This window comes from Actinomadura bangladeshensis (assembly GCF_004348335.1).
In the GTDB taxonomy this organism is placed as follows: Bacteria; Actinomycetota; Actinomycetes; order Streptosporangiales; family Streptosporangiaceae; genus Spirillospora; species Spirillospora bangladeshensis.
The window spans coordinates 1-22,531 of the sequence record NZ_SMJW01000056.1 but is presented as its reverse complement, the minus strand read 5'-3'; the positions used below and the strand labels follow the sequence as shown (position 1 = coordinate 22,531).

Sequence of the window (22,531 nt, the reverse complement as noted above, 5' to 3'; positions counted from 1 at the left end):
AAGGACGCTACAGCGCGTTAGACGAGTCACAGAGTCCGCTCAGTGCCTCTATGAGCGCTAAAGTCGGACCCGAAGAGGACTCGCAGCGAAGGGAACGAGGATGCCGCGCCCAGCAGGAAACACCCGTCTCAAAGCAGCCCGGCAACATGCCGGGTACGCATCCCAGCAGGCACTAGCCGACGCCATGACGGCAGCCGCTCCACTGCTGGGCTTGGGGAACATGCAGATCAGCGCCCGCCAGATCCGACGTTGGGAGTCCGCATCCCCGCCGTGGCCGCGCGCCGACCACCAGCGCCTTTTGGTCCACGTGCTGCAACTGCCCGTCGAGGAACTCGGCTTCACCCCGCCGTGGGAGACCTCGGACGCATCAGCGCCCGCGCGGCCCAACCCCAGCGCCTCCACCGTCCCCGCCCCAGGGACCGGCGCCGCACTCCCACTCCCCAAAGCCAACGCCGCCGTCCAACCGCCCACGGTCGGGGCCGACTTCTCCGCCATCAACGGCGCGTTGCGTCGCCTCTACTTCTCCGTGCAGCCCGCCCAGCTCCACCCGACCGTGGTCGAGCACACCAAACTCGGCACGCAGCTCCTGGCCGAGACGACCGGTGTCCCGCGCACGATCCTGGCCACCGCGCTCGCCGAGTCCCTGCTCTTGGTGGGCCGCATCGAGTTCTTCGACCTACGCCAGCCCGACGACGCCGACGCCTCCTACGTCCGCGCCCTCCAGGCCGCCGGCGAAGCCAACGATCCGCTGTTGGGCGCGGCGATCCTGGCGCACGCCGCGTTCATCCCCGGATGGGACGGCCGCCGCGACGAGGCCGCCGAACGCATGCGGGCCGCCCGCACCTACGCCCGACGCGGCACCGCCCCCGCCGGGTTCCTGGCCTGGCTGGACGCTGTCGAGGCCGAGTGTGAAACCCGTTGCGGACACCCCAGCGAGGCCCTCCGACTCATCAACCACGCCGAACACCTGCTCTCCGAAAGCACTGGACAGCCGGCCCCCGACTGGTTCAACTGGTTCTCACCGATCAGCCTTGCTTCTTTCAAGGGCGACACCCAGCTCAAGGCTGGGCAGCCCGCGCAGGCCAAGGCCACACTCCTGGGCGTCCTAGAGGCGATCGGCGACACCAATGCCAAACAGCGCGCCGTCATCCTCGGGGACCTGGCCGCTGTCGAGGTCGCTCAGCGCGACCCCGAAGCCGCATGCTCCTATGCCGAGCAGGCCCTAGACCAACTCGCCGTCACTTGGTACGCCACCGGCATGGACCGCGTGCACACCGTCCGCCGTGCCCTCCAGCCGTGGGCTGACACCGAATGCGTCCGCCGCCTGGACGACCGCCTGTACGGATGGCAAACGACCCTCAGCGCGCTCCAGCGTTGAACTCAGCGATACGGCCCGGAAGCTCGGCCAGCGAATCAATCCGCATCGTCGGAACGCGGTCGGCTTCCGGGTCGTCCTGCTGAACGATCCCCCACGGCCCCCGCCGGATCAACGCCGTTCGCAACCCCACCGCAGCCGCGGGCATGATGTCGTTGTCCAACCGGTCACCCACATACAGCACCTCGCCCGCATCACACGGCGCAGCATCCACCACACACCGGAAGAACCCCGGATCAGGCTTGGACACACCCCAGTCATCCGACGTCGCGATCATGTCGGAAGGCAGATCCAGCGACCGCAGGATACCGCCGGCCCGCACCGTCTGATTCCCCGCGATCCCGACCCACAGCCCATCACCCCGCAGCTTGGCCAGCGTCGGACGCGCATCCGGGTACAAGTCCTCCTCCCCGAACGTCTCAGGCCGCCCCACCTCGGCCCGCTCCTGCCGCTGCTGCGTCAGATCAAACCCCGGCGCGAACACCTGGAACGTCTCCCGGTAGTCCAACCCCCGAGCGATCACCGCCCCGAACATCGCCGAGAACGTATGCCGAGGCACCCCCAACCAGTCAGCCCACGTCCCATACTCCCGAGACTCGTCAACGAGACACTCACCAACATCAAACACCACAGCGCGAATCATGTCGTCAATACTACGAGACGTTCCGTGTTGCAGGTGCCGTATCACCTAGTCCGCAATCTTCCCACGTGAATCCTTTCGAAGAATGCGTTCCATCGATGAGCGTGCTTTTCTCCAGGAGATCACTACGCCATCCCGCCTGCATTTCTCCTCCTTCTCTAAAAGAGAAGTGCGTATGTCATTATCCGACTTGGAATATTCGCAAATTGCGTCGAAAGCCAGACTTGGGATGGTTGACGTCACCTCATCCAGCAAATTCTCAATCGGCACAGCATCCCTGCTTCCATCTACGTTGATGGCGGCAGCCCATGTGGCTGGCTCGTAACGTGCCAGCATTGATAGGGCAAAGAGGACTGCCCACCAAGAAAGAATAGGATGCATGGCAGCGTCGTTATCGGAAACCGTTGGCAACGCTACCAGTTTGCCGCGGTACGGGAATCCGTGCATCGTAACGAAGCCGCCGTGAACGTATTCATGCAGAGAACTAATGTATACCTGGCCATGAGGTCCGTGCCGCAAGGGCCTCTCGTGTCGGTACTGAGGCATGCCATCTGGTGGCCATATCGCAGGATAGCGGGCCATAAATTTGACCAGAGATGGTATGTTTTCGGGAACTCCATCTAGAATGATTACACTAGGCGGGCCGAAATCTCCCCAATCATTACGCGTCTTATCTGATCCTTCATTCAACCAGAGTGCCGGATGGTCGTCACCGCCCGGGAGGTTATGACCACTTGCCTCGGGAATGGAATTCCATACACTCGCAAGAGTCGTGCCTTTGGTCAGTGATGGCGATCTCAGCAAGTGCGCCAGTTGAGTAAAAGAACCTTTTCCTTGGTCGCGCACTACTAGTGTGCCGATGCCGCTTGCTAGTTGAGATATTCCAGGGACTCGTATTCCGTGTCCAGAAAGCTGCCAGTCATTCGGTGAAGAGTGCCTATCGCGGTGCGTTGCAGCTGCTATCGCACGCCCCATTTGCGAAAGTCCATAAAACGCGAGGACTGGCCGGGTTTCATATCCCACCTCTTCTGCTGCCCGGAAATATTGCTCAGACTGCTCCAAAGATGCAGAGAAGATCTTCTTCTTGCTATCTGTGGAGACAGAGTTAGGTGGCTCTGAGCGCAACGCGCGTAGATCTCTCCAAATGGGATTAGAGCTCATGAGCTACTCCGGGCCTCGGGCGAGTACGGGATTTGTGATTATCGTCCATGCTCCCTCCGCTGTCTATTGGGATGTTTGGGACAGCAGTCACGCTGATGACTTGCTTGCCGAATCTGGCTGTTTGGGATCAAGGGGCGGCGGCGCTCAGGCCGCTGCGCGGCCCCGCGCCAAGCCGCCCGGAGCGTGCGGCGTGGGCGCCGGTCACCGGACGGCCGCGCCGGGCCGCGCATCCTGCCGCCGCCGCACCGTCCGGCAGCCGCCGGCGGTCACAGGGGCCGCGCCACCGCCAGGTTGCAGGCCACCGCGTGGCCGAGGTCTTCTCTGCCTCCGGCGGGGGCCTCTGACTCTGGGAAGCTCAGCCCGTCCCGTGACGGTTGTTGGTTGGTTGGGGGGTGCCTGAGCTTCCCGTCTGCCGTCGTCCCGATCGGAGATCTACCAGACCAGGGACGGGGGGCCAAGGTCGTTCGTCCAGTGGGGCGCTCCACCTTGGCCCCCCGTCCCTGGCCCGGCGGCGCGGAGCGCGGGACGACGGCAGACGGGAAGCTCAGGCGGGGAGCGGTGTGCGTGCCACGCGGAGGACGGCCCCGTGCCACTTGCGTGCCACATCGGAGCGCGGGAGCTGTGGGGCTCGGCAGGTCAGGACCTTGATCAGCCTGCGTGATCATGCCGCGCGTCCGTGCCATTAGCGTGCCATTAGGTCTGTGGACAGAGAGCGTGTGCCGTCCTGGACGGGTTGCGAAGGCCCAGGTGAGCGCCGTCCGGATGATGATCGCGGCTCCTTACAAGCGAGGAGTCGGCGGTTCGAAACCGTCCGCGCCCACCTGCGAAAAGGCCATGATCTGCAGCCGCGGATCATGGCCTTTCGTGCTGTGGTGCTAAAGGTCTGGCTTCGCCAGGACAGCCGGAAGATCGCAGGACGTGGACCCGAGCATGGGGAAGAGGCTCGGCGGCGTTGAGGAGAGCCGTCTCGGCGCGAGCCAGCGTTCGGGGGACGAGCAGCTTTGAACGCCGATGGGCTGTTGGCTCATTCCCGGTGCGGGAGGTCCCACAGATGGAGAGCGGTCTGATCCTTGGACACCGTGCACCAGGCGTCTTTTCCTGCCGACAGCGGAGGCCCCGCTACAGGGAAGGGGTAGACGACTGATCCTCGCAGGGCCATTGTGCGTGGGTCGATGAGCCAGTGGCGGGGGACCTCCGCGTAGTACTCAGTGCCGACCACGGCGATGTCGTCGTACGGGAACGCCGCTTCGAAGTCCCAGCGAGCACGGTCGTCTCCCGAAGGAGGGGGTACGGCATCCTCGGCGTTCAGTTGCCGTAGTTCCATGCCGTCTTCCGCCTGGTGGAGATAGAGGGCCCACTGCCCCGTATCCGTCGTCAGGAAGTGCTCCCCGGACGGACTCACCGCGAGAAAGACCTCCTCGATGAATCGCTGGACGGTGAGCTGCGTACCATCCCAGCGTCCCCACAGCACGGGCGAAGTCTCCTCGCCCTCCGCGATGGACAGCCCCATGTACGCCGGGTCGGGGTGGGGAGAGTGGAAGGAGCCCGATCCCACGGTCATCGTCGCGACCCGGGCCAGCAGCGAGCCGTCGGCGGCGTCTAGGACCAGCCATTCCTCCTCGGTGCCGTGCCCTATGTGGCTGCGGACGTGAGCCCACAGGACCTTGCCGTCGGAGGAGAAGGCCGCCGAGCCACTGTCGGCGTGGCCGTGGTGGTAGTCGTCGGCGTACTCGGAGAACGAGGCATGGGCCGTCGTGCACACGGCGGCAGACCAGCAACCGTGGCGGATCTCCCACAGCACGGCGCCGGTCGAATCCACGGCCCGCAAGGCGTGCACGCCGGCGAACACGGCGACGTCACCGGCGGGAGAGACCGCCACTGAGCCGTACCGGCGAGGCCACGGCGCGGGAAAGCGGACCTCCGTCCCCGCCTCGTTCAGGTCGCGGACAGCCAGTTCGGTGTCCCCGCGCTGCACCAGCAGCCTGCGCCCCGGCCAGTGCAGTACCCGTGGGCCGTCCGCCGAGGCGGGGTCGAGCGGAGCGGCGGCGGTGGCCAGGAGACGGGCGGCGAACCGGGCGGCTCCCTCACGGGTGGCATCGGGCGTCACAGCCGCATGCTTTCACACCCGCCAGACGGTGCATCCGGCCTGAATCGCCTGTTTGGTGGGGTCGGTTGTGCCGCTTGATCCGAACCCGAGGGCCGAGTTCCAGGTCCGCCCCCCCCCACGCGGGTTGTCGCCTCATGGCAGCCGCTTTGGTGGTCTTCAGGGCTGCGGCTGTGATCTGGCTTATCGACGTAGCCTCCGGAACAGTCGTCGGGTCCGGTACACCAGGCCAGGGCCTAGGACGTAACCCGCCATGGCTCCGAAGAACAAGCAGACCGTTCCGAAGATCAGCAGTAGTCGCGCTATCGCCGCGAACTCGCTGTCCATCAGGGACGGGTCCCGAGGTGAGCCCCGAGGACGCGGGCGATCGTCTCGGCGGTCTGTGTGGGGGAGTTGGCCGCGCCGATCGTTTCACCGGTGCGGGCCCAGGTGAACATCCAGGTCCCGGCGATGAAGTCGGCGCCGATCTCCGTGAACTTGCCAGGCGACTCGGTGTTGATCACGTAGAGGACGGGCGTGCCGCTGCGTGCGACGATGCCGCACGACATTCCGCCGTGCTTGCGGACGGCCTCATCGAGAGCGGTCAGGAACGGGCGCCGTCCGCTCATGGCCGTCAGGTGGTCAGTGGCCATTCTTATGCTGCCTCCCGTCGAGGGGCGTGTCTGGACTGCCGATGGGGATGGGGGCGGGCGCGGGGCCTGCTATGGGTGCATGCGCGCCCAGATCCACTTGCCGCCGGCCGGGTCGGCGGTGACGCCGCACTTGGCGGACATGGCCTGGACGATGTGCAGGCCCCAGCCGCCGTTGTCGTCGAACGCCTCCGCCGACAGATCGAGGTCGTCGAGGGTGAGTTCCTTCAACGGCTTGGCCTTGGGCAACTCGTGGTCGGCGTCCCAGACGGCGATGATGATCCCGTAGGCGTCCCGGCTGAGTTGGAGACGGATCTCCTCGTCCGGCGTCTGGCGGATCCCGTTGGTGACGAGTTCCGAGACGATGAGAAGCGCGCTGTCGAGAATGTGTGAGTAGTCCCATTTACGGATCTGTGCGTCCGCGAATGTGCGCGCTTGCCCCACTGCGGAAGGTATGCCCATAAGGGGCATAACCTGCCCTGCGGTCGCTGTCATCGACATCGTCCTGTCCTTGCCCGAGATTCCGATTTCCTGTGACAAGGATCACCGCGGATGCCTAATTTCTAGGTGTACCCCCGGAAGTTGAAAAACAAGGAGACTCGATGCCCGCCGTCCGCGAGCCCCTGGACCCTCGTATCTCGATGTGGCACTTCCTGGCCTTTTTCATGCGTTACATGCGTGAGAAGGCCGGGCTGTCGCTCGCTCAGTGTGGGGAGATCATGGCCATCGCACGCTCGACTGTTTCCAACTTGGAGGCGGGCAGGCGGCGTCCGCAGGAGGATCAGATGCGGCTGCTCGATAAGCACTACGGGACGGGTCTACTTTTTCAGCTAATCCTCTGGTTTGCCCGAATGGCGCACGACCCGGACTGGGCGCGCCAGTGCATGGAGTATGAGAAGACGTCCACCGCGATCAAGACCTACCACGGGAAGGCCATCCCTCGTCCGTTCCAGACAGAGGCGTACATCCGGGCCATGCTCGAAACGGAGACGGCCAAGGACATCGAAACTGAGATCACCACGCGGGTGGAGAGACAGCGTTTGATCCTGGAACGGTCGGACGCACCTATGCTCTGGATGCTCGTCGACGAAAGCGTGCTGGCATGCCCCATCGGGGGCCCGGAGGTCATGATGCGCCAACTGGAGTACCTGCTCAAGATGGCGAGCCAGGCTAACGTCATCATGCGGATCGTTCCCACCGCGGCTGGCGCTCACCACGGCTTCGATGGGCCGTTTCAGGTCATCTGCTTGCCCGACCGGGATGTGGCCTACGCCGGTGCCCAGAACGGTGGCCGCTTGATCGAGAGCCCTCTCGAGGCTAGGGACTTTTCGACTAAGTTCGAACGTATCGGCGCGAAGGCCCTTCCTGAGGGAGCCTCGCGCGCTCTCATCGAGCAGTACTTGGAGCAGTACTCATGATCGTTCACTGGCGGAAGAGCAGTCACAGCGGTGGCATCAGTGACCAGCAGTGCGTTGAGCTGGGACGACTTGCGCCGGGGGCCGGGATCGGGGTGCGGGACAGCAAGGACCCGGACGGGGGCCACCTCACCTTGTCCGCTGCGGAGTTCGCCGGTCTGATCGAGCAGGTCAAGCGGCACCCGGTCCGCTGACCGAACCATCCGGCCTCACTTTCGGTCGTGCGCCTGCTCGTTGCGCGCCGGGACCGACTCATGTCCGTGGGCGCGACACTCCGCGTCCACGCGTCCGGCATCGGGCCCCTCCGCTCGCCAAGGCGAAGGGGCCGGTTCGGCTGGCTACTCGCCCAGGTAGGGCAGTATCGCCCGCCGTCCGGTGCTGGTAGATCATCGCGGCCCGCAGGCTGTCGTGGCCCATCCGCTCCATGAGGTCGCGGAGCATCACGCCGGGCTCGGTCGGGAACGTGTTCCCGCTGTGGCCGCGGTCGTGCGAGTGGAGGTTGGGCACGCCGAGCTTGGTCAGGGTCTCGTCCCACTTGGTCGCGCGCCGGAAGTTCGCCCGCCGCAGGTCCGGGATGACCGCATGGGGGGAGTGCCACGGTGCGGGGGCCGGTGCGTGACTTCGGCGGGCTGATGATCAGTTCGCCGGTGTTCAACTCGACTCGCGCTTGCCGAACGGCGACCGTCCCGGCGTTGAGGCCAAGGGGCGGCGGCGGTCGAGCTACTCCTCAGCCCCGCGCCAGGCCCCCCGAAGCGTTGAGGTCAGACATGCGTCAGAGCACACCTCCGGCGGGGGCGCTGTCTCGGACGTGTTGCCGGGGCCCCGGTCGGCGCTGCCCGTGGGGTCATCATGGTGCCTCACATGGGGGCCGCCGCCGCAGCCGGTCCTCTCAGACCCCGACCATCACTGGATGTGTCTCCAGGCGTCCGTAGGTAAGGACCCGCCGAAGACTCTGGCGTAGTTGCTCGATGGACTTCTCGTCCACGGCCAGGGTCGCTTCGATCTCGGCGTGATCCAGACCCAGTGCTTCTAGATCATCGTCCGCGACTACTACACGCAGGACACCGTCGCTGATGGCTATCTCCTTGACGCCGCCGTAGGCCGTGCCTTGGTCAGGGGTGACCAGGCAATAGGTGTCCATGCCCAGCATCACGTCCTGCTCGTCCGGCTCGGACAGCATGCACATGAACGTCAGGAACATGCCGGAACCGTCGTCGTGTTCAGCTACACCGACGCATAGTGATTCCTTGTCATCGTCCGTTGCAGCGACCCTCGCCGTAAATTTCAAGGTCATTTGCGGCAGCCTAGTCCCGGTGACTGACATTCCGGGTGGCTGTTATGCCACCGGCGGTGGCACTGCGGCTCTGGGAGGCGGGCGCGCCCGTGGTGGTTGCCCGGCTCCGCGCCCGGGGGACGGCCACTGGCGTTACAGGGGGCGTGTGGCTGTGCCGGGCTCTGCTAACCGTCCGGCTCAGGTGTGCTCGCCGTAGGCGGCGGCGATTTGTTCGGAGGCGGGCCAGCGGGTGTAGGTGGGGGACTGGGGCCAGCCTTCGGGGGAGTCCTGCCATTCCTCCTGGCGACCGTAGGGGAGTACGTCGATCAGGGCGAAAGAGTGGCTGAGTTGTTCGGTGCCTCGGCCGTTGGTGTGCCACGTGCGGTAGACGGTGTCGCCGTCGCGTAGGAAGACGTTGACGGCGAAGCCGCCGCCGGGCGGGGCGCCCACGTCGGTGCCGAACGTGCTGTTCGCGGTGGAGTACCAGGTCATCTTGTTGCCGACGCGGCGCTTGTAGGCGAGTGCCTCGTCGATCGGGCCCTGGGTGACGATGACGAAGCGAGCGTCGTAGGCGTCCAGGAACTCCAGGCGTGTGAACTGGGACGTGAAGCCGGTGCAGCCCGGGCACTGCCACGTCTCGCCGGGGAACCACATGTGGTTGTAGACGATCAGTTGGGTCTTGCCCTCGAAGATGTCGGCCAGCTTGACCGGTCCTTGCTCGCCTTCCAGGGTGTAGTCGGGCATCTCGACCATCGGTAGGCGGCGGCGCTCGGCGGCGATCGCGTCGAGTTCCCGCGTTGCGGCCTTTTCGCGGACGCGCAGCTCGTCCAGCCGGTGTTGCCAGGTCTCGGCGTCGACGACGGGCGGTAGTGCCTTGGCGGTCATGGGGTTCTCCTCCTGTGGTCCCGGTTGGTGGTTCTTGTAGGTAGACCATGGCCGTTCGCCGAACTCATCGCCGCGACGATGGGGTGGTGAGTGATCGTTAACGTTCAGGTGCTCAGCGCCCTGCTGCGGGTGCGGGGTGAGGGGAGCGGGGAGCGGGGCCGCGCCGGTAGGTTGCTTCGCGTGACCACCGATGGCGAGCGCGACCAGCTTGCTCGGGAGTTGCTTCGCCTGAGTCTCCCCGAACTGGTCGACGTGCTTCGCCGTGTGCTGCCCGCCCATGGTGAAGGAGACGACCTCTCGACCCGCACGCTGGTTCTCGCTGAGGTCTTCCGCCTGTCGGACGATGACTCGCACTCGCCCGCGCCGCTTGTTGAAGTCGTTGCCTGGCCGGATCGGGACTACTACGACGGGGGCTTTGGGTCTGAGCCCGCGCTGTACGAGCAGGGAAGCTGCCGTAACTGTCGTGTGGAGGTCACTTCGACGGCCAAGCGTGCCTTCTGCCCGTTGTGCGGGGTGCTCTGCGAGCTCACCTAACGACTACGGCCACGCCGGCTAGGACCCCCTGTATCCGAGGACGGAGACAGGGGGTCATGCCCCCGTGGCCTGGTCAGCGGAGGTAGCGGGCCGGGTGGTGCCGGGTGAAGGACGGGGTCGTCGGGTGCAGGCCCGGCTCGGGGTCCGGGTCGAACACCGTCTGGTAGTCGGGGGCGAACTTGGTGGCGGCGCTGTTCAGGACGTCCGGCCGGGTGCTGGGCCAGTGGCGGGTGTTCATGCGGGTGAGAAGGGTCTGCAGGGCCGTGATCTCTTCGGACGCGGTGAACGTGCAGTGGTTGCCGCGGTCGACGTAAAGCTGCTTCAGGTTCGCCGGGTTGCCCGCTCTCCGCACTTGGGTCGCGTACCAGCGCTGGTTCTCCGGCGGTACGTTGCCGTCCCCCGTCGAGTGGAGGGTCACCACCGGCCACGGGGTACGGCCCGTGGGGGTGCCGTAGCGGTCCAGGTAGCGGACGGCCGCCGGGTCCGCCTTGATGCGCGGGGCCGCGTTGAGGCGGGCGAGGTCTGCGCGAAGGCTCAGGCCGGCTTCGTCGTAGGCGCGCTTGACCAAAGCCTTCTGGCTGGAGCGGGCGAAGAGCCTCCTATAGTCGACGCCCGTGTTCCAGGACGGGTTGCCGCCCGTGCGCCCCTCCATGTCGGTGCGGTTGAGGCCCCAGAACGCGCCCCGGTCGTAGGCGTTGTAGAAGTACTGCTGCTGAACCTGGCCTGCGACCGTCCCAGGCGCGGGGGCCCGCGAGATGTACCGGGCGGGGATGTCGGCGAGGGCGCTCGCGAGGGCCAGGCGGGCGCGCCCGCTCGCCGTGCCCAGCGCGGCGCCGAGGGCTTGGCGGGCGTTCGAGGTGTTCGCCTGCGGGTCCTTGACGCGCACCAGGTCGAGGCCCGGGGCGAGCAGCGTCTTGATCGCGTAGTTCGCGTCCAGGGCGCTGTTGAAGTGGCCCGTCGTGCCGCCGAGCACCCCGCAGAGGGACGCGACGCCGGCAAAGCGGGTGGGGTTGCGCTCCGCCAGAAGAACCGAGACCAGGCCGCCGGCCGAGGCACCCGTGGAGATGGTGCGGCGGGGCTTGCCGATGTTGGCGGTGAACCAGTCGAGGAGGTCCATCTGGTCCTTGAGACCCGATTCCACCACGCCCCAGCCCTGCGTCACGCGGAACTGGGAGGCCGCCACCGCGTAACCGTTGTCGAGCAGCCACTGCTTCGTCGCCGGGTGGTTCGTCAGGGAGATGTCCGCGGGCGCAGGGAACTCCAGGCTGTAGGCGCCGTGGCTCCAGAGAAGCAGTGTCCCGTTCCAGTTGCTCGGAACCTCGACGCGGTAGGGGACCCCCTCGATGTCGCCCTGGTGGACGTCCGTACGGGCATCGGCGCGAGCGGGCGGCGCGACCGCGACCATGGCGGCGACCAGCATCAGCGGGACGGTGCGGCGGAGCGGGCGGAGTCGGCTCATGGCCGCACCTTCCAGGAGGAGCAGAGCGAGGCGCAATGATTTTGGAAATAGCTGAAATGTCGTAGATTCCGATCATGCTGCGGCTCTGGCTCGACTATGACGACCTCGCGCGCATCCGCATCACACCCGGCCTCTCGCCGATCGCCCAGACCGTCCTGAGCGCCCAGGCCCTGCGTGCGACCGGGCCCGAGCCGGTCCCGGGCGCATGGCGGGCGCGGACGCGCGCGAAGCTCACCGGCCCGTCCCGCCTGCTGCTCGATCTCGTGCCGCCCGGACGCTGGCTGCCCGACTTCCTGACTCCGTACACGAGGGTCCCGGGGCTCGACTCGGAACTCGACACGGTCGCCTCGACGCCCGTCCGGCGGATCCGGGCCGAACTCGAGCGGTCGCACGGCGCGCGGTCGCCGGCCTCGTGGCTGCCGCGGCTCGTCTCGGGGGACGGGGAGACGATGCGGGCGCTGGTCCGCGGGCTCCGCGACTTCCACCGGATCGCGCTGGCGGACGTGTGGCCCGAGCTGAGCGCCCACCTTCGCGCCGAGGCGGCCGGTCTCGCCGGGACGATGGCCGGCAGCGGGGTCGGCGGCCTGCTGGGGGGCATGCATCCGGCCGTCCGCTGGACGCCGCCGGTCCTGGAGATCGAGACGCTGCGCGACGGCGACGTCCGGCTCCAGGGGCGCGGGCTCGCGATCATGCCCTCGCCGTTCGTGGCGGGGCCGCGCGTGCTGATCGGCGGCGACTCCCCGGCGACCGTCGTGCTGCCCGCGTCCCGGACGTTCAGCGGGACGAGCGACGCCGCCCTGCCGCGGGTGTTCGGCCGGACGCGCGCGGCCGCGCTCCGGTCGGTCGCCGACGGCGAACTCACGACCGGCGCGCTGGCGGCCCGGCTCGGGGTCAGCGCGGCGTCCGCGTCGCAGCACGTCTCCGCCCTGCGCGGCGCCGGGCTCATCAGCAGCGAGCGCCGCGGCAAGACCGTGCACCATGCGCTGACCCCGCTCGGGGAGCGCCTGCTGCTGCGCGGTGAGAGCCCTCCCTCAGGGCCGGGCGGGCAGCCGTGCGGACCGTCCGGATGACCTCCGGCGCGCGGACGGGAAGACCCCGTCGCCGATGCGGAAACGGGGTCTTCCTGTCCGGTGTGTCGGGTCAGCAGAGGCCGCGCGGGTTCGAGGTGCGGCAGGCGTTGTGGCGGAAGCGGTTGGTCTTGCTGCCGCTCCTGTCGACCAGGTCGAACGGCGCGTTGCGCCGGACGACGTTGGCGTCGATCAGGTTGTAGCGGGCGGGACGGCCGGGTCGGTGCGCCGAGGCCAGGCCCGGGACCAGGACGATGCCGCCGGAGTAGGGCAGCCCGCCCCGGTTGCCCAGCACGACGTTCTTCGCGATCGTGTTGTGCTCGCCGCCGGCGAGCAGGACGCCGGTGCCGTTGAGCGCCGGGACGGGCTCGTGGGCCTCGCACGACCGGTTGTTCTTGATGATCTTGTTCTTCCAGACCAGGTTGTGGCCCTCGCTGCCCGGCTGGCCGTCGTCGACCAGGGCGACGCCGGTGCAGTTGCCGGCGATCTCGTTGTCGTGGACCCGGACGTGGTGGGCGTGCCGGACGAGGACGCCCAGCGTGTTGCCGTAGGAGTGGTTCCAGGCGACCTCGGTGCCGCGGGCGTTCGCGGTGTCGCCGACGTACAGGCCGGCGTCCTCGTCGTTCTCGAGGGTCCAGTTCCAGACGAACCGGCCGCGGGTGGAGCGGAATTCCGCGATGCCGTACTCACCGTTCTTCTTGGCGAGGACGGCCATCACCGTGAGGCGGTCGGTGTACATGCCGTGCACGCCGTTGCCCTTGAAATGCTGGACGGACAGGTTCCGGATCGTGACGCCCCTGACCGGGTGCCTGGCCGAGCCGATCACGCAGATGCCCATGCCGGGCGCCTTGGCCCTCGCGCAGTTGTCGCGGCGGCCCGGGCGCAGGATGGTCTCGTTGCCCTCGCCCCGGATCGTGAGGCGCTTGCGGACGAGGACGCCGCCCTTGTAGTAGCCCTTCTTGAGCCGGATGGTGTCGCCCGGCCGGGCGCGGTCGACGGCCGCCTGGATGGAGTGGCCGGGCGGCACGACATGGATGCGCCCTCCCTTCGGGCCGTGCGCCGCCGCCTGGCTCGCCGGTGCCAGGGCGGCGAGCCCCGCCAGCACGACGACCGTGCTCAGCGAGGCCGAGAAAGTCCGCCTCATCCCTTTTCCCCCGTTCTGTTCTTTGGGTCAGAACATGCCGCGGCACGCGCCGCGACGTCTTTCCTCGATCATCTTGAAGGTGGCGGCGTAATCCGCGGATGCCGGCGAAGTAAATAGTCGGGGGAGTTTGCGGCAATCATCGTCCGGTTCTCCATGCGAAAACCGTCGAAAGTGCCCGGATAAGGCGAAGCATTGGTGGGAGCGGTTATCGGCTCGGTCCGAGAAGTGCATTCAGGGCACCGATGGCGCGAGCGCTCCTCCGGCCGCGCCGCGCCGCCGCGAGCCGGCCGCCGCCGGCCCGGGCCCGCGCAGCCGGGCAGAGCCCGCGGAACCGGACGAGATGTCACACAGCGTGACCATTGTGACGAAGGTCTCCGCAGGTCACATTGCGTGTTACATGCCGTTCACAAACGGGCAACAGGTGTGAAATGGCCGGTTGGCACGTTCTGTAAGGCCGAACCCGTGAGGCCAGGCAGAGACGAGAGGACCGACGTTGAGCTACAAGGCCGAGTACATCTGGATCGACGGCACCGAGCCGACCGCGCGCCTGCGGTCGAAGACGAGGATCCTCGCCGACGGGGCCGATCTGCCGGACTGGGGCTTCGACGGGTCGAGCACCAACCAGGCGCCCGGCGACCACTCGGACTGCGTGCTGAAGCCCGTGTTCTCCTGCCCCGACCCGATCCGGGGCGGCGACCACAAGCTCGTCCTCTGCGAGGTCTACCTCACGGACGGGACGCCCCACGAGACCAACGAGCGCGCGAAGCTGCGCCCGATCGCCGAGCAGTACGCCGACCAGGACTCCTGGTACGGGATCGAGCAGGAGTACACGTTCTTCAAGGACGGCCGCCCGCTCGGCTTCCCCGAGCGCGGCTACCCGGCCCCGCAGGGCTTCTACTACTGCGGCGTCGGTTCGGACGAGGTGTTCGGCCGCGACATCGTCGAGCGGCACATGGACGCCTGCCTGGACGCCGGCCTGAAGATCTCCGGGATCAACGCGGAGGTCATGCCGGGGCAGTGGGAGTTCCAGATCGGCCCGGCCGGCCCGATCGAGGTCGCCGACCACATGTGGGTCGCGCGCTGGCTGCTCTACCGCATCGCCGAGGACTTCGACGTCTCCGCGACCCTCGACCCGAAGCCGGTGGAGGGCGACTGGAACGGCGCGGGCGCGCACACCAACTTCTCCACCAAGGCCATGCGCGAGGGCTACGACCCGATCATCACGGCGTGCGAGGCGCTCGCCGAGAAGGCGGACGAGCACGTCGCGAACTACGGCGCCGACATCGAGCGGCGGCTCACCGGGATGCACGAGACGGCCGCGTGGAGCACGTTCAGCTACGGCGTGTCCGACCGCGGCGCGTCGGTGCGCATCCCGTGGCAGGTCGAGGTGGACAAGAAGGGCTACATCGAGGACCGCCGCCCGAACGCCAACATCGACCCGTACGTGGTGACCCGGCTGATCACCGGCACCTGCTGCGCCGCGCTGGAGAAGGCCGGCCAGGTCTGACCTCCGGCCGGTCCCCATCCGGCGGCACGGCGCCCCGCGCTCTCGCGAGGGGCGCCGTCGCCGTTCCGGAGGCGTGGCCAAGCAACTGCAAATTGTCGAGCTTGGGCGAGTTCCCCCCATCGGTGCCGGGTAAGCACCTCTACGTTCGCACCCGGGGGAGGGAACATGCCCGACTCGCCATCCGGGCGGTACCCCGGCGGCCTGCCCGGCAGGCACGCCGGCCGTCCTGCGCCACGGCCCTGGGAACGGTCGTTCCGGTGTCCCTCCACGGCCCGGCGCCGCCCGGTGGAGGCGCCGCCGAAGCGCTACGAGGACTTCGTCGCGCTGCACGAGGAGATCACCGCCGAGTCCGGCCCGCCGCTGCGCCCCCTGTGGTGGACGGGGATCTCCGCGTCCCTGGTCGGCGGCGGCCTCGCGTTCGCCGCGGTGATGGCCCTGCGCACGATGTTCGGCGTGGAGGTCCCGGTGTTCGCGGGCGGGCACGCCTCCGACGTCTCGGCCGCGACGAGCTACGCGCTGTGCGCGACGGCGGCGACGATCCAGGCGACCGCGCTGATGCACCTGCTCCTGTCGACGGCGGCGCGCCCGGTGCGGGCGTTCGCCTGCATCGGCGCCGTCGCCGTCTTCGTCCTGACGGTGCTGCCGCTGACGATGCACGGCCCGTTCGACGCGGCGCTCGCGACGTCCGGGATCAACCTCGCGGGCGGGACGGGCGTGGTCGTGCTGCTGTCGGCGGTGGTGGGGGCCTCCCGCCCGTTCCCGTGGGACGGGCCCTTCAGGCGCGCCCGACGGTGATCGTCAGCGGGTCCGGCGCGGCCGAGGACCTCACCCGCATGTGCCGCAGCCGCCGCCACACCTGCACGTCCACCGGCTCGTCGGCGGCGAGCAGCCGCAGTTCGCGGTGCATCCCGGAGAAGCCGAGGCACAGCGACACCTCCCACGTCCCGCGCGGCAGCGGATCGTCGATGAACGCCCGCGTCACCGGGACGGCGGCGGTGTAGCAGAGCCGGCCGGGACGCTCCTCCAGCATGGCGATGACCTCGAACGTGCGGTCGGAGCGGTGCTGGGACAGCAGCAGCGTCCCCGAGATCGGCATGCTGATCTCCCGCAGGTCGAGGTGCCCGGCGACGAGGATCTCGGCGCGCGCGCCGTTCCAGCTCGTCGCGTCGGCGCGGGTGGTGCCGGCGGAGTGCGGGCGGCCGCCGACGTCGATCTTGAAGGTGCCGTCGGTGGCGAAGTAGGCGATGACGGTGACCGATCCGGGCAGGAACCGGCGCTGCGGCGCGGCGTCCAGGCCCGGGACGTGCCCCAGCGGGACGACGGCGCGGGCCGGCGGCGCGCCGACCGCGAGGTCGACGTCCCACAGCCCGCCGGGCAGCGGCCGCCCGCCCATGGCGGACGCGACGTCCACCCGTGCCTCGAAGACGACGGCGCCGTCGCTGGTATCCGCTGCGACGGGCACGCGCAGTTGCGCGCCCCCGGTCTGCTCGTGCAGCAGCAGTTCGATCTCGGGGACGGCGGCGCCCGGCTCGAACCGGCCGGCCAGCCGCAACTCGGACCCCGTCCAGCCGACCTCCGTCAGTAGAGGATCCGGCATCGCCACCTCCGCCTGGTCCGTCAGCGTTCCTCCTCACCCGTCCCCCCGTTGCCGCCGTCGAACCGGCGCGGGCATGACAAGGCATGACAAGGAGGGACGGTAACGGACGGGCGCGGGGGCGGCCCGCACGGGGTCCGGGCCGCCTCCGGTCGCACACGGACTGTGATCGCCATTATGCGCCAGGTGGCCGCCCGCGTGAGATTCTCTCAATGCCACTTCCGGCCCGCGCTGTCAAGCCGAATTCACGCAGGTTTCACAGGCGCGTGATTTCCGCGCGGCGGCGACCAGTGTATGAATGGCCTGAACGGCGGCGGCCGCCTTTGGTCAATGCGCCCCCGCCGTAATCGGCGAATGTGGACGGACAATGACGAAATGATCCTTTCCCCGCGAGGTCTGCGCGACGCGACGTCCAATGCCCTGCGGCTGGCCCGGTCCGGCCGGATCGCCGATCTGCGCCCGATGCCGGCGGAGACGGTCGAGGAGGGGCCGGGCCGGTCGGTGCGCCGCTACCGGCCGCCGGAGGGGCTGGTCCCGGCCGGGCCGCCGGTGCTGTTCGTCCCGCCGCCGGACGCGCCCGCGCGCTGCTACGACCTGCGCCGCGGCTGCAGCCTCGCCGAGCACGTCGTCCGCGCCGGGCGCCGCAGCTACCTGCTCGACCGCGGCCCCGACCTGGACGGCGGCCCCGGCCCCGGCGTGCGCCGCTGGGTCGGGGACGTGCTGCCGGGCGCGATCCGGGCGGTCAGCCGGGACGCGGGCGGCCAGCCCGTCCAGCTCGTCGGCTGGTGCCTCGGCGGCGTCCTCGCGCTGCTGGCCGCCGCCGACGACCCGGGGCTGCCGATCGCGTCGGTCGCGGCGATCGGCGCGCCGGTGGACGGGGCGGCGGCGCGGCTCGCGGCAGCGCCGGTGAACCGGGCCGTTCTCCCGGCCGGCCTGGACCGGTACCTCCTCCGCCCCTGGGCGGTGCTCGCCCACCTCGACGACGCCGATTTCCTCGCGCATATCGAGGCGATGGATCATTTCCGGAATATGACGATCGCCCATCCGGGAGACGCCGCCCGGCGTCTCTACCGGTCCATTCTGGACGGCGGCGGGCTGCTGCGCGGCGGCGTGGAGATCGGCGGCCGCACGGTGGATCTCGGCCGGATCGGCGTGCCGGTGCTGGCGATCGCGGGCCGCGGCGACCTTTTCGCGCCGGTCCGGGCCGTCCGGCCGCTGGTCCGCCTGCTGGGCGGGGCGCCGCAGGTGCGGTTCGAGATCGCCTCCGGCGGCCATCTCGGCGTGCTGACCGGGCGCGAGGCCAGGTCCACCACGTGGCGGCACCTCGACCGGTGGCTCGACGAGGGCATCGTCAGGCACGGGATCCGCGCGCAGCGCGCCGCCGCCTCCACGCTCTGACCCTCCGGCCCTCCGACCCTCCGACCCCCTGACCGGGCCGCCGCAGGTCTTCCGCACGCCAAAGGACGTTCCAATCTCCTTTGCGGACGCGCCAGCAACACGCCCGCAGGTGTGTCGTCTCGGTAATCGGCATGTCGCCGACCGTAGTGTGGCGCACCGTTGTTGGCGCACGGGACGTCGGGGGGCCCAGCATGACGGCGGACACGGGCGGATACGGCACGGCCCGGGGCGAGCGGGCCCCCGTGGAGATCATCGGGGGCGCCCCGTCCGGCCGTCCGGTGCCCCATCTCACCGTGGCCGTCGCGCGCGCGGGCGGGACCGGGATCCTCGGCCTCGGCGCCGACCGCGCGCCCGTGCTCGCCGCGCTCGCCGACGTGCGCCGCTGGTGGGCGGGCCCGTTCGGCGTCCGCGTCCCGCCCGGATGCCGGGTCCGCGCCGCCGAGATCCCGCCCGCGGCCCGCACCGTCGTCGTGGACGCCGCCGCGCTGCACTCCGACGACTGGCTCGGCATCGCCGGGTTCGCCCGCGGCCGCCGGCTGCTGATCGAGGTCGCGGATTCGGCGGAGGCCGCGGACGCCGTCCGGATCGGGCGCGGCCTCACCGACGAGGTGGGGATCATCGCGCGGAGCGGCGGGCGGCCCGCAGACCCCACCACGTTCGTCCTGCTCCAGATGCTGCTGGCCGAAGCGGAGGCCCCCGTCTACGCGGCGGGCGGCATCGGCCCGCACACGGCCGCCGCCGCCGTCGCGGGCGGCGCGGCCGGGATCGTCCTGGACGAGCAGCTCGCGTTCGTGCGCGAGGCGGAGCCGAGCGGGCCGGGCCCGGAGTGGCCGGGCCGGCCGGGCGTGGTGCTCGCGGGCCGGTACAAGACGGCCGGGGGAGTGGTCCAGGCCGTCCGCGAGCAGACCGTGCTGCACCTGCGCGCCGCCGTCCGCGCCGAGCCGCTGGCGCCGCGCACCGGCCCGGTCGCCGTGCAGGGGCCGATGGCGCAGATCAGCGACGTGTCGGCGTTCGCGGGCGCGGTCGCGCAGGACGGCGGCCTGCCGTTCCTGGCGCTCGGCCCGCTGGACGGCGGCCGGGTGCGGGCGCTGCTGCGGGAGACCGCCGACCGGCTCGGCGACCGGCCCTGGGGCGCCGGGATCGCCGGCGGCGCGCCGCCGGAGCTGCGGGCGGAGCAGCTCGCCGCCGTCCGCGACGCCCGGCCCCCGTACGCGATCATCGCCGGCGGCGGCCCGGCGGAGGCGGCCGCGCTCGAAGACGCCGGGATCAGCGCGTACCTGCACGTCGCGTCCCCGGAGCCGCTCGGGCGGTTCCTCGGCGAGGGCGCGCGGAAGTTCGTCTTCGCGGGGAGCGAGTGCGGCGGGCCCGCCGGGCCGTACCCGGGCTTCCCGCTCTGGGACGCGCAGGTCGAGCGGCTCACGGCGTTCGGCGGCGACCCCCGCGAGCTGTCGGTGATGTTCGCGGGCGGCGTCCACGACGCGCGGTCCGCCGCGATGGTCGCCGCGCTCGCCGGGCCGCTGGCCGAGCGCGGCGCCGACGTCCGCGTGCTGATGGGCACCGCGTATTTGTTCACGCCCGAGGCGGTCGCGGCGGGTGCGATCGTCCCCGCCTACCAGGACGTGGCGCTCTCCTGCACGGGGACGGTCCTGCTGGAGACGGCTTCCGGGCAGGCGGTCAGGTGCGCCCGCACCCCGTACACCGAGACGTTCGAGCAGACCCGCCGCGAACTGGAGCAGGCCGGCACGCCGGAGCCGGAGGTGCGGCGGCGGCTGGAGAAGCTGAACCTCGGCCGCCTGCACCTCGCGAGCCGGGGCCTGCGGCTCGGCACGCCGGTCGATCCCGTCCGGCAGCGCTCCGAGGGCCTGTACGCGATGGGGCAGGCGGCGGCGCTGCGGTCGGCCACGACCGGGATCGCCGCCCTGCACGAGCAGGTCACCTCCGGTGCGACCGCGTTCCTCGCGGCGCGGGCCGCGGAGCTGGGCATCGGGACGGCCGAGGACGTGCGCGACACCGCGCGCCCGGTCGATGTCGCGATCATCGGCGTGGGCTGCGTCGCCCCCGACGCCCCCGATGCCGACGGCCACTGGGCGAACATCGTCGGGGGCCGCTCCCGCGGCGGTCCCATGCCGAGCGTCCCGTTCGACGCGGACGCCTACGGCATCCCGGCCGACGAGATCGGCGGCATCGCCCCGATCCACCTCCTCTCGCTGGAGACCGCGTCCCGTGCCCTGCGGGACGCCGGTTACGGCGACCGCCCGTTCGACCGGTCCCGGACCTCGGTGTTCTTCGCCGCCGAGGGCGGCGGGGATCTCGGCACCGCCTACGCCCTCCGCGCGACGCTCCCGTCCTACCTGGGCGAACTCCCGCCCGGACTGGACGAGCAGCTCCCGCGCCCTGCCGGGGACTCCCTCGACGGCGTCGGCACCGGCGCGGTCGCCGGGCGCGTCGCCGACCGGCTCGGCCTCGGCGGCACGGCCTGCGCGGTCGGCGGCACGCCGCTCGCCGCCCTCGACGCCGCCTGCAACGACCTCGTGGCGGGTTCCAGCGCCATGGTGCTGTGCGGGGGCGCCTACCTGCGCGACCGCGTCCATGACCAGGTGGCACCCGCGTCCGGGGAGGGCGTCGCGTGCGTGGTCCTGAAGCGCCTCGCGGACGCCGAGCGCGACGGCGACCGGATCTACGGGGTGGTCAAATCGGTCGCCGGGGCCGGCGGCCGGCTCGCCCTGGAACGCGCCCACGAGCGTGCGGGCGTCGCGCCGCCGTCCATCGGACTGGCCGAGACGGACGGCCTCACCGGCCTCGTCACGACCGCGTGCGCGCTGCACACGGGCGTGCTCCCCGGGACGCCGGACTCCGGCGGCGCCCGCCCGTGGGCGGCCCGCCCCGGCGAGCGGTTCGCCGGGGTGAGCGGGCCGGGATCCTGCGGCAGGCGCTTCCACGCCGTCCTCGCCGGCTACGAGGGCGCCCCGGAACCGGTGTCGGGGCTGGCCGAGTGGCCCGCGGAGCTGTTCCTGATCCGCGCGGACGACCCGGACGCCGCACGCGCCGCGATCGACCGGCTGGCGCACCTGCTGGACGGGCGGCCCCGGCTGCGCGACCTCGCCCGGACCGCCGCCTCGCTCGAGGGCCCGGTCCAGGCGGCGTTCACGGCGTCCGGCCTGGACGATCTCCGCGAGAAGCTCGCGCTCGCCGCCCGGTTCCGCCCGGAACCGGGGATCTTCGTCGCGGCGGGCGAACCGGGCCAGGTCGCCTTCCTCTTCCCGGACGGCCTTCCGGGTGAGGACGGGCGGCCCGGCGGCATGCCCGCCGACCTCTTCGTCGCCTTTCCCCGGCTCCAGCGCCTCCTGCGCCTGGCCGGCGGGCGGTGCGCGGGCGCCGGCGTCGCGGGACTGGCCGTCCACCGGCTGCTCACCGCCGTCGGCGTCCACCCGGACCTCGCCGCCGGCCGCGGCCACGGCGAACTCGCCGCGCTCTGCGCCGCCGGGGCCATCGACGACACCGACATGATCGAGATCGGCGCGGCCCGCACCGGGGCGGTCCCGTCCCGCGCCGACCTGCTCGGCCACGACCTCCGCTCGCCCGCCTTCCCCGTCTGGGCGAGCACGACCGCCCGCCCCTACGAGACCGACCCGTCCGACCTGGCCGCGGCCCCGGCCGCGCCCGTCGACGCCGCCGAGCAGATCGAGGAGATGTACCGCGCGGGCGCCCGGACGTTCGTGGAGGCCGGCCCCGGGCGCGTCCTCACCGACCTGGTCGGCGCGACCCTCGGCGACCGCCCGCACACCGCCGTCGCCTGCGCCGCTCCCGGCGAGAACGGCCTGGTGGCGCTGCTGGGCGCGCTCGCCGCGCTGGCCGCCGCCGGGGTCCCGGTCGACCCGGTGCCCCTCTTCGCCGGGCGCGGCGCACGCCCGATCACGGCGCCGCCCGCCGCGCCCGGCTGGCTCGTCGACGGCCGGTCCGTCCGCACCGCCGACGGCGGCTACCCGGCGGGAGCCCTCCGCCCGCCCGAACGCGTCGCGGACGTCCGCCGCCCGGCCGACGCCGCCGTGCTGGAGTACCTGCGCACGAGCCGGGAGATCATCGCGGCGCAGTGCGAGGTCGTCCTGCGGCATCTGACGGCCCCCGTGCCGGACGCCCGCGAGGAACCGCCCGTGCCGGACGCCCGCGAGGAGCCGCCCGATGAGCCGCCGGCGGAACCGCCGCGCCCCAGCGTCCCGCGCCCGGCCCGGCCCAGTGCCCACGTGCGGACCACGGCCCTGTCCGGCGGCCCCGCCCCGGCCGCCCGGGACGAGCCGCCCGCCGCGACCGCCGTGGCGGAGGAGCGGCACGACGCCCCCTGTCTCTTC

19 protein-coding genes are annotated in these 22,531 nt (G+C 70.5%); 9 read left to right on the top strand and 10 right to left on the bottom strand.

What is annotated here, in order from left to right:
- Positions 1–100 precede the first annotated feature (100 nt).
- Complete coding sequence (locus E1284_RS13710) at positions 101–1,378, top strand: NsdA family TPR-like regulatory protein (RefSeq protein ID WP_131939445.1); 1,278 nt, start codon at positions 101–103, stop codon at positions 1,376–1,378.
- Here E1284_RS13710 and E1284_RS13705 read toward each other — a convergent pair.
- The 5 genes from E1284_RS13705 to E1284_RS13685 form a co-directional block, all read right to left on the bottom strand.
- Complete coding sequence (locus tag E1284_RS13705) at positions 1,359–2,018, bottom strand: HAD family hydrolase (protein ID WP_131939444.1); 660 nt, start codon at positions 2,016–2,018, stop codon at positions 1,359–1,361. The genes E1284_RS13710 and E1284_RS13705 overlap by 20 nt on opposite strands.
- 45 nt (positions 2,019–2,063) lie before the next feature.
- Positions 2,064–3,176: a YaaC family protein gene (locus E1284_RS13700; protein ID WP_131939443.1), complete on the bottom strand. Its 1,113-nt coding sequence runs from the start codon at positions 3,174–3,176 to the stop codon at positions 2,064–2,066.
- 1,024 nt (positions 3,177–4,200) lie between these two features.
- Positions 4,201–5,283, bottom strand: coding sequence for a hypothetical protein (locus E1284_RS13695; RefSeq protein ID WP_131939442.1), 1,083 nt, complete (start codon positions 5,281–5,283; stop codon positions 4,201–4,203).
- Positions 5,284–5,606: 323 nt separating this feature from the next.
- A complete protein-coding gene (locus E1284_RS13690) occupies positions 5,607–5,912 on the bottom strand; it encodes a hypothetical protein (protein ID WP_131939441.1) in 306 nt (101 codons plus the stop codon).
- A gap of 69 nt (positions 5,913–5,981) precedes the next feature.
- Positions 5,982–6,353: an ATP-binding protein gene (locus E1284_RS13685; RefSeq protein ID WP_131939440.1), complete on the bottom strand. Its 372-nt coding sequence runs from the start codon at positions 6,351–6,353 to the stop codon at positions 5,982–5,984.
- 158 nt (positions 6,354–6,511) lie between these two features.
- Between E1284_RS13685 and E1284_RS13680 the strand changes: the two genes are divergently transcribed.
- Together E1284_RS13680 and E1284_RS13675 are read left to right on the top strand one after the other, a co-directional pair.
- Positions 6,512–7,327 (top strand): helix-turn-helix domain-containing protein, encoded by an 816-nt coding sequence (locus E1284_RS13680; protein WP_131939439.1) that lies wholly within the window; start codon positions 6,512–6,514, stop codon positions 7,325–7,327.
- Positions 7,324–7,518, top strand: coding sequence for a DUF397 domain-containing protein (locus E1284_RS13675; protein WP_131939438.1), 195 nt, complete (start codon positions 7,324–7,326; stop codon positions 7,516–7,518). Before E1284_RS13680 ends, E1284_RS13675 begins: the two co-directional genes overlap by 4 nt.
- Before the next feature lie 695 nt (positions 7,519–8,213).
- Here E1284_RS13675 and E1284_RS13670 read toward each other — a convergent pair.
- A complete protein-coding gene (locus E1284_RS13670) occupies positions 8,214–8,618 on the bottom strand; it encodes an Imm10 family immunity protein (protein WP_165965252.1) in 405 nt (134 codons plus the stop codon).
- Positions 8,619–8,795: 177 nt separating this feature from the next.
- Positions 8,796–9,482, bottom strand: coding sequence for a DUF899 domain-containing protein (locus E1284_RS13665; protein WP_131939436.1), 687 nt, complete (start codon positions 9,480–9,482; stop codon positions 8,796–8,798).
- A gap of 180 nt (positions 9,483–9,662) precedes the next feature.
- Between E1284_RS13665 and E1284_RS13660 the strand changes: the two genes are divergently transcribed.
- Positions 9,663–10,016 carry a hypothetical protein gene (locus tag E1284_RS13660; RefSeq protein ID WP_131939435.1) on the top strand — a complete coding sequence of 118 codons (354 nt, stop codon included), beginning with the start codon at positions 9,663–9,665 and terminating at the stop codon, positions 10,014–10,016.
- Positions 10,017–10,089: 73 nt separating this feature from the next.
- On the opposite strand, the gene E1284_RS13655 is transcribed toward E1284_RS13660, so the two are convergent.
- Complete coding sequence (locus E1284_RS13655) at positions 10,090–11,475, bottom strand: alpha/beta hydrolase family protein (protein WP_131939434.1); 1,386 nt, start codon at positions 11,473–11,475, stop codon at positions 10,090–10,092.
- Positions 11,476–11,549: 74 nt separating this feature from the next.
- Here E1284_RS13655 and E1284_RS13650 point away from each other — a divergent pair, with 74 nt between their 5' ends.
- On the top strand, positions 11,550–12,545 hold the full coding sequence (locus E1284_RS13650) for an ArsR/SmtB family transcription factor (protein ID WP_131939433.1): 996 nt from the start codon (positions 11,550–11,552) through the stop codon (positions 12,543–12,545).
- A gap of 70 nt (positions 12,546–12,615) precedes the next feature.
- Here E1284_RS13650 and E1284_RS13645 read toward each other — a convergent pair whose 3' ends face one another.
- On the bottom strand, positions 12,616–13,686 hold the full coding sequence (locus E1284_RS13645) for a right-handed parallel beta-helix repeat-containing protein (RefSeq protein ID WP_131939432.1): 1,071 nt from the start codon (positions 13,684–13,686) through the stop codon (positions 12,616–12,618).
- A gap of 493 nt (positions 13,687–14,179) precedes the next feature.
- Between E1284_RS13645 and glnII the strand changes: the two genes are divergently transcribed.
- The gene (gene glnII, locus E1284_RS13640) at positions 14,180–15,193 is read left to right on the top strand and encodes a glutamine synthetase GlnII (RefSeq protein WP_131939431.1); all 1,014 of its coding nucleotides are present in this window, start codon (positions 14,180–14,182) and stop codon (positions 15,191–15,193) included.
- 165 nt (positions 15,194–15,358) lie between these two features.
- Entirely contained in the window at positions 15,359–15,988 is a 630-nt protein-coding gene (locus tag E1284_RS13635) for a hypothetical protein (protein WP_131939430.1), read from the top strand.
- Here the strand turns inward: E1284_RS13635 and E1284_RS13630 are convergent.
- Positions 15,969–16,790 (bottom strand): hypothetical protein, encoded by an 822-nt coding sequence (locus E1284_RS13630; protein ID WP_131939429.1) that lies wholly within the window; start codon positions 16,788–16,790, stop codon positions 15,969–15,971. The two genes, E1284_RS13635 and E1284_RS13630, sit on opposite strands and share 20 nt — an antisense overlap.
- A gap of 372 nt (positions 16,791–17,162) precedes the next feature.
- Here E1284_RS13630 and E1284_RS13625 point away from each other — a divergent pair, with 372 nt between their 5' ends.
- On the top strand, positions 17,163–18,185 hold the full coding sequence (locus E1284_RS13625) for an alpha/beta fold hydrolase (RefSeq protein WP_131939428.1): 1,023 nt from the start codon (positions 17,163–17,165) through the stop codon (positions 18,183–18,185).
- Between the two features lie 191 nt (positions 18,186–18,376).
- A partial coding sequence (locus E1284_RS13620; RefSeq protein WP_207923742.1) for a beta-ketoacyl synthase N-terminal-like domain-containing protein occupies positions 18,377–22,531 on the top strand: 4,155 nt, incomplete at its 3' end.

Bases quoted from the DNA above. Each gene is read 5' to 3' on its own strand.
- E1284_RS13700 (WP_131939443.1), bottom strand. From the start codon at position 3,176: ATGAGCTCTAATCCCATTTGGAGAGATCTACGCGCGTTGCGCTCAGAG.
- E1284_RS13625 (WP_131939428.1), top strand. From the start codon at position 17,163: ATGATCCTTTCCCCGCGAGGTCTGCGCGACGCGACGTCCAATGCCCTG.
- E1284_RS13670 (WP_165965252.1), bottom strand. From the start codon at position 8,618: ATGACCTTGAAATTTACGGCGAGGGTCGCTGCAACGGACGATGACAAG.
- E1284_RS13675 (WP_131939438.1), top strand. From the start codon at position 7,324: ATGATCGTTCACTGGCGGAAGAGCAGTCACAGCGGTGGCATCAGTGAC.
- E1284_RS13680 (WP_131939439.1), top strand. From the start codon at position 6,512: ATGCCCGCCGTCCGCGAGCCCCTGGACCCTCGTATCTCGATGTGGCAC.
- E1284_RS13635 (WP_131939430.1), top strand. From the start codon at position 15,359: ATGCCCGACTCGCCATCCGGGCGGTACCCCGGCGGCCTGCCCGGCAGG.
- E1284_RS13665 (WP_131939436.1), bottom strand. From the start codon at position 9,482: ATGACCGCCAAGGCACTACCGCCCGTCGTCGACGCCGAGACCTGGCAA.
- E1284_RS13630 (WP_131939429.1), bottom strand. From the start codon at position 16,790: ATGCCGGATCCTCTACTGACGGAGGTCGGCTGGACGGGGTCCGAGTTG.
- E1284_RS13710 (WP_131939445.1), top strand. From the start codon at position 101: ATGCCGCGCCCAGCAGGAAACACCCGTCTCAAAGCAGCCCGGCAACAT.
- E1284_RS13655 (WP_131939434.1), bottom strand. From the start codon at position 11,475: ATGAGCCGACTCCGCCCGCTCCGCCGCACCGTCCCGCTGATGCTGGTC.
- E1284_RS13645 (WP_131939432.1), bottom strand. From the start codon at position 13,686: ATGAGGCGGACTTTCTCGGCCTCGCTGAGCACGGTCGTCGTGCTGGCG.
- E1284_RS13650 (WP_131939433.1), top strand. From the start codon at position 11,550: ATGCTGCGGCTCTGGCTCGACTATGACGACCTCGCGCGCATCCGCATC.
- E1284_RS13705 (WP_131939444.1), bottom strand. From the start codon at position 2,018: ATGATTCGCGCTGTGGTGTTTGATGTTGGTGAGTGTCTCGTTGACGAG.
- E1284_RS13690 (WP_131939441.1), bottom strand. From the start codon at position 5,912: ATGGCCACTGACCACCTGACGGCCATGAGCGGACGGCGCCCGTTCCTG.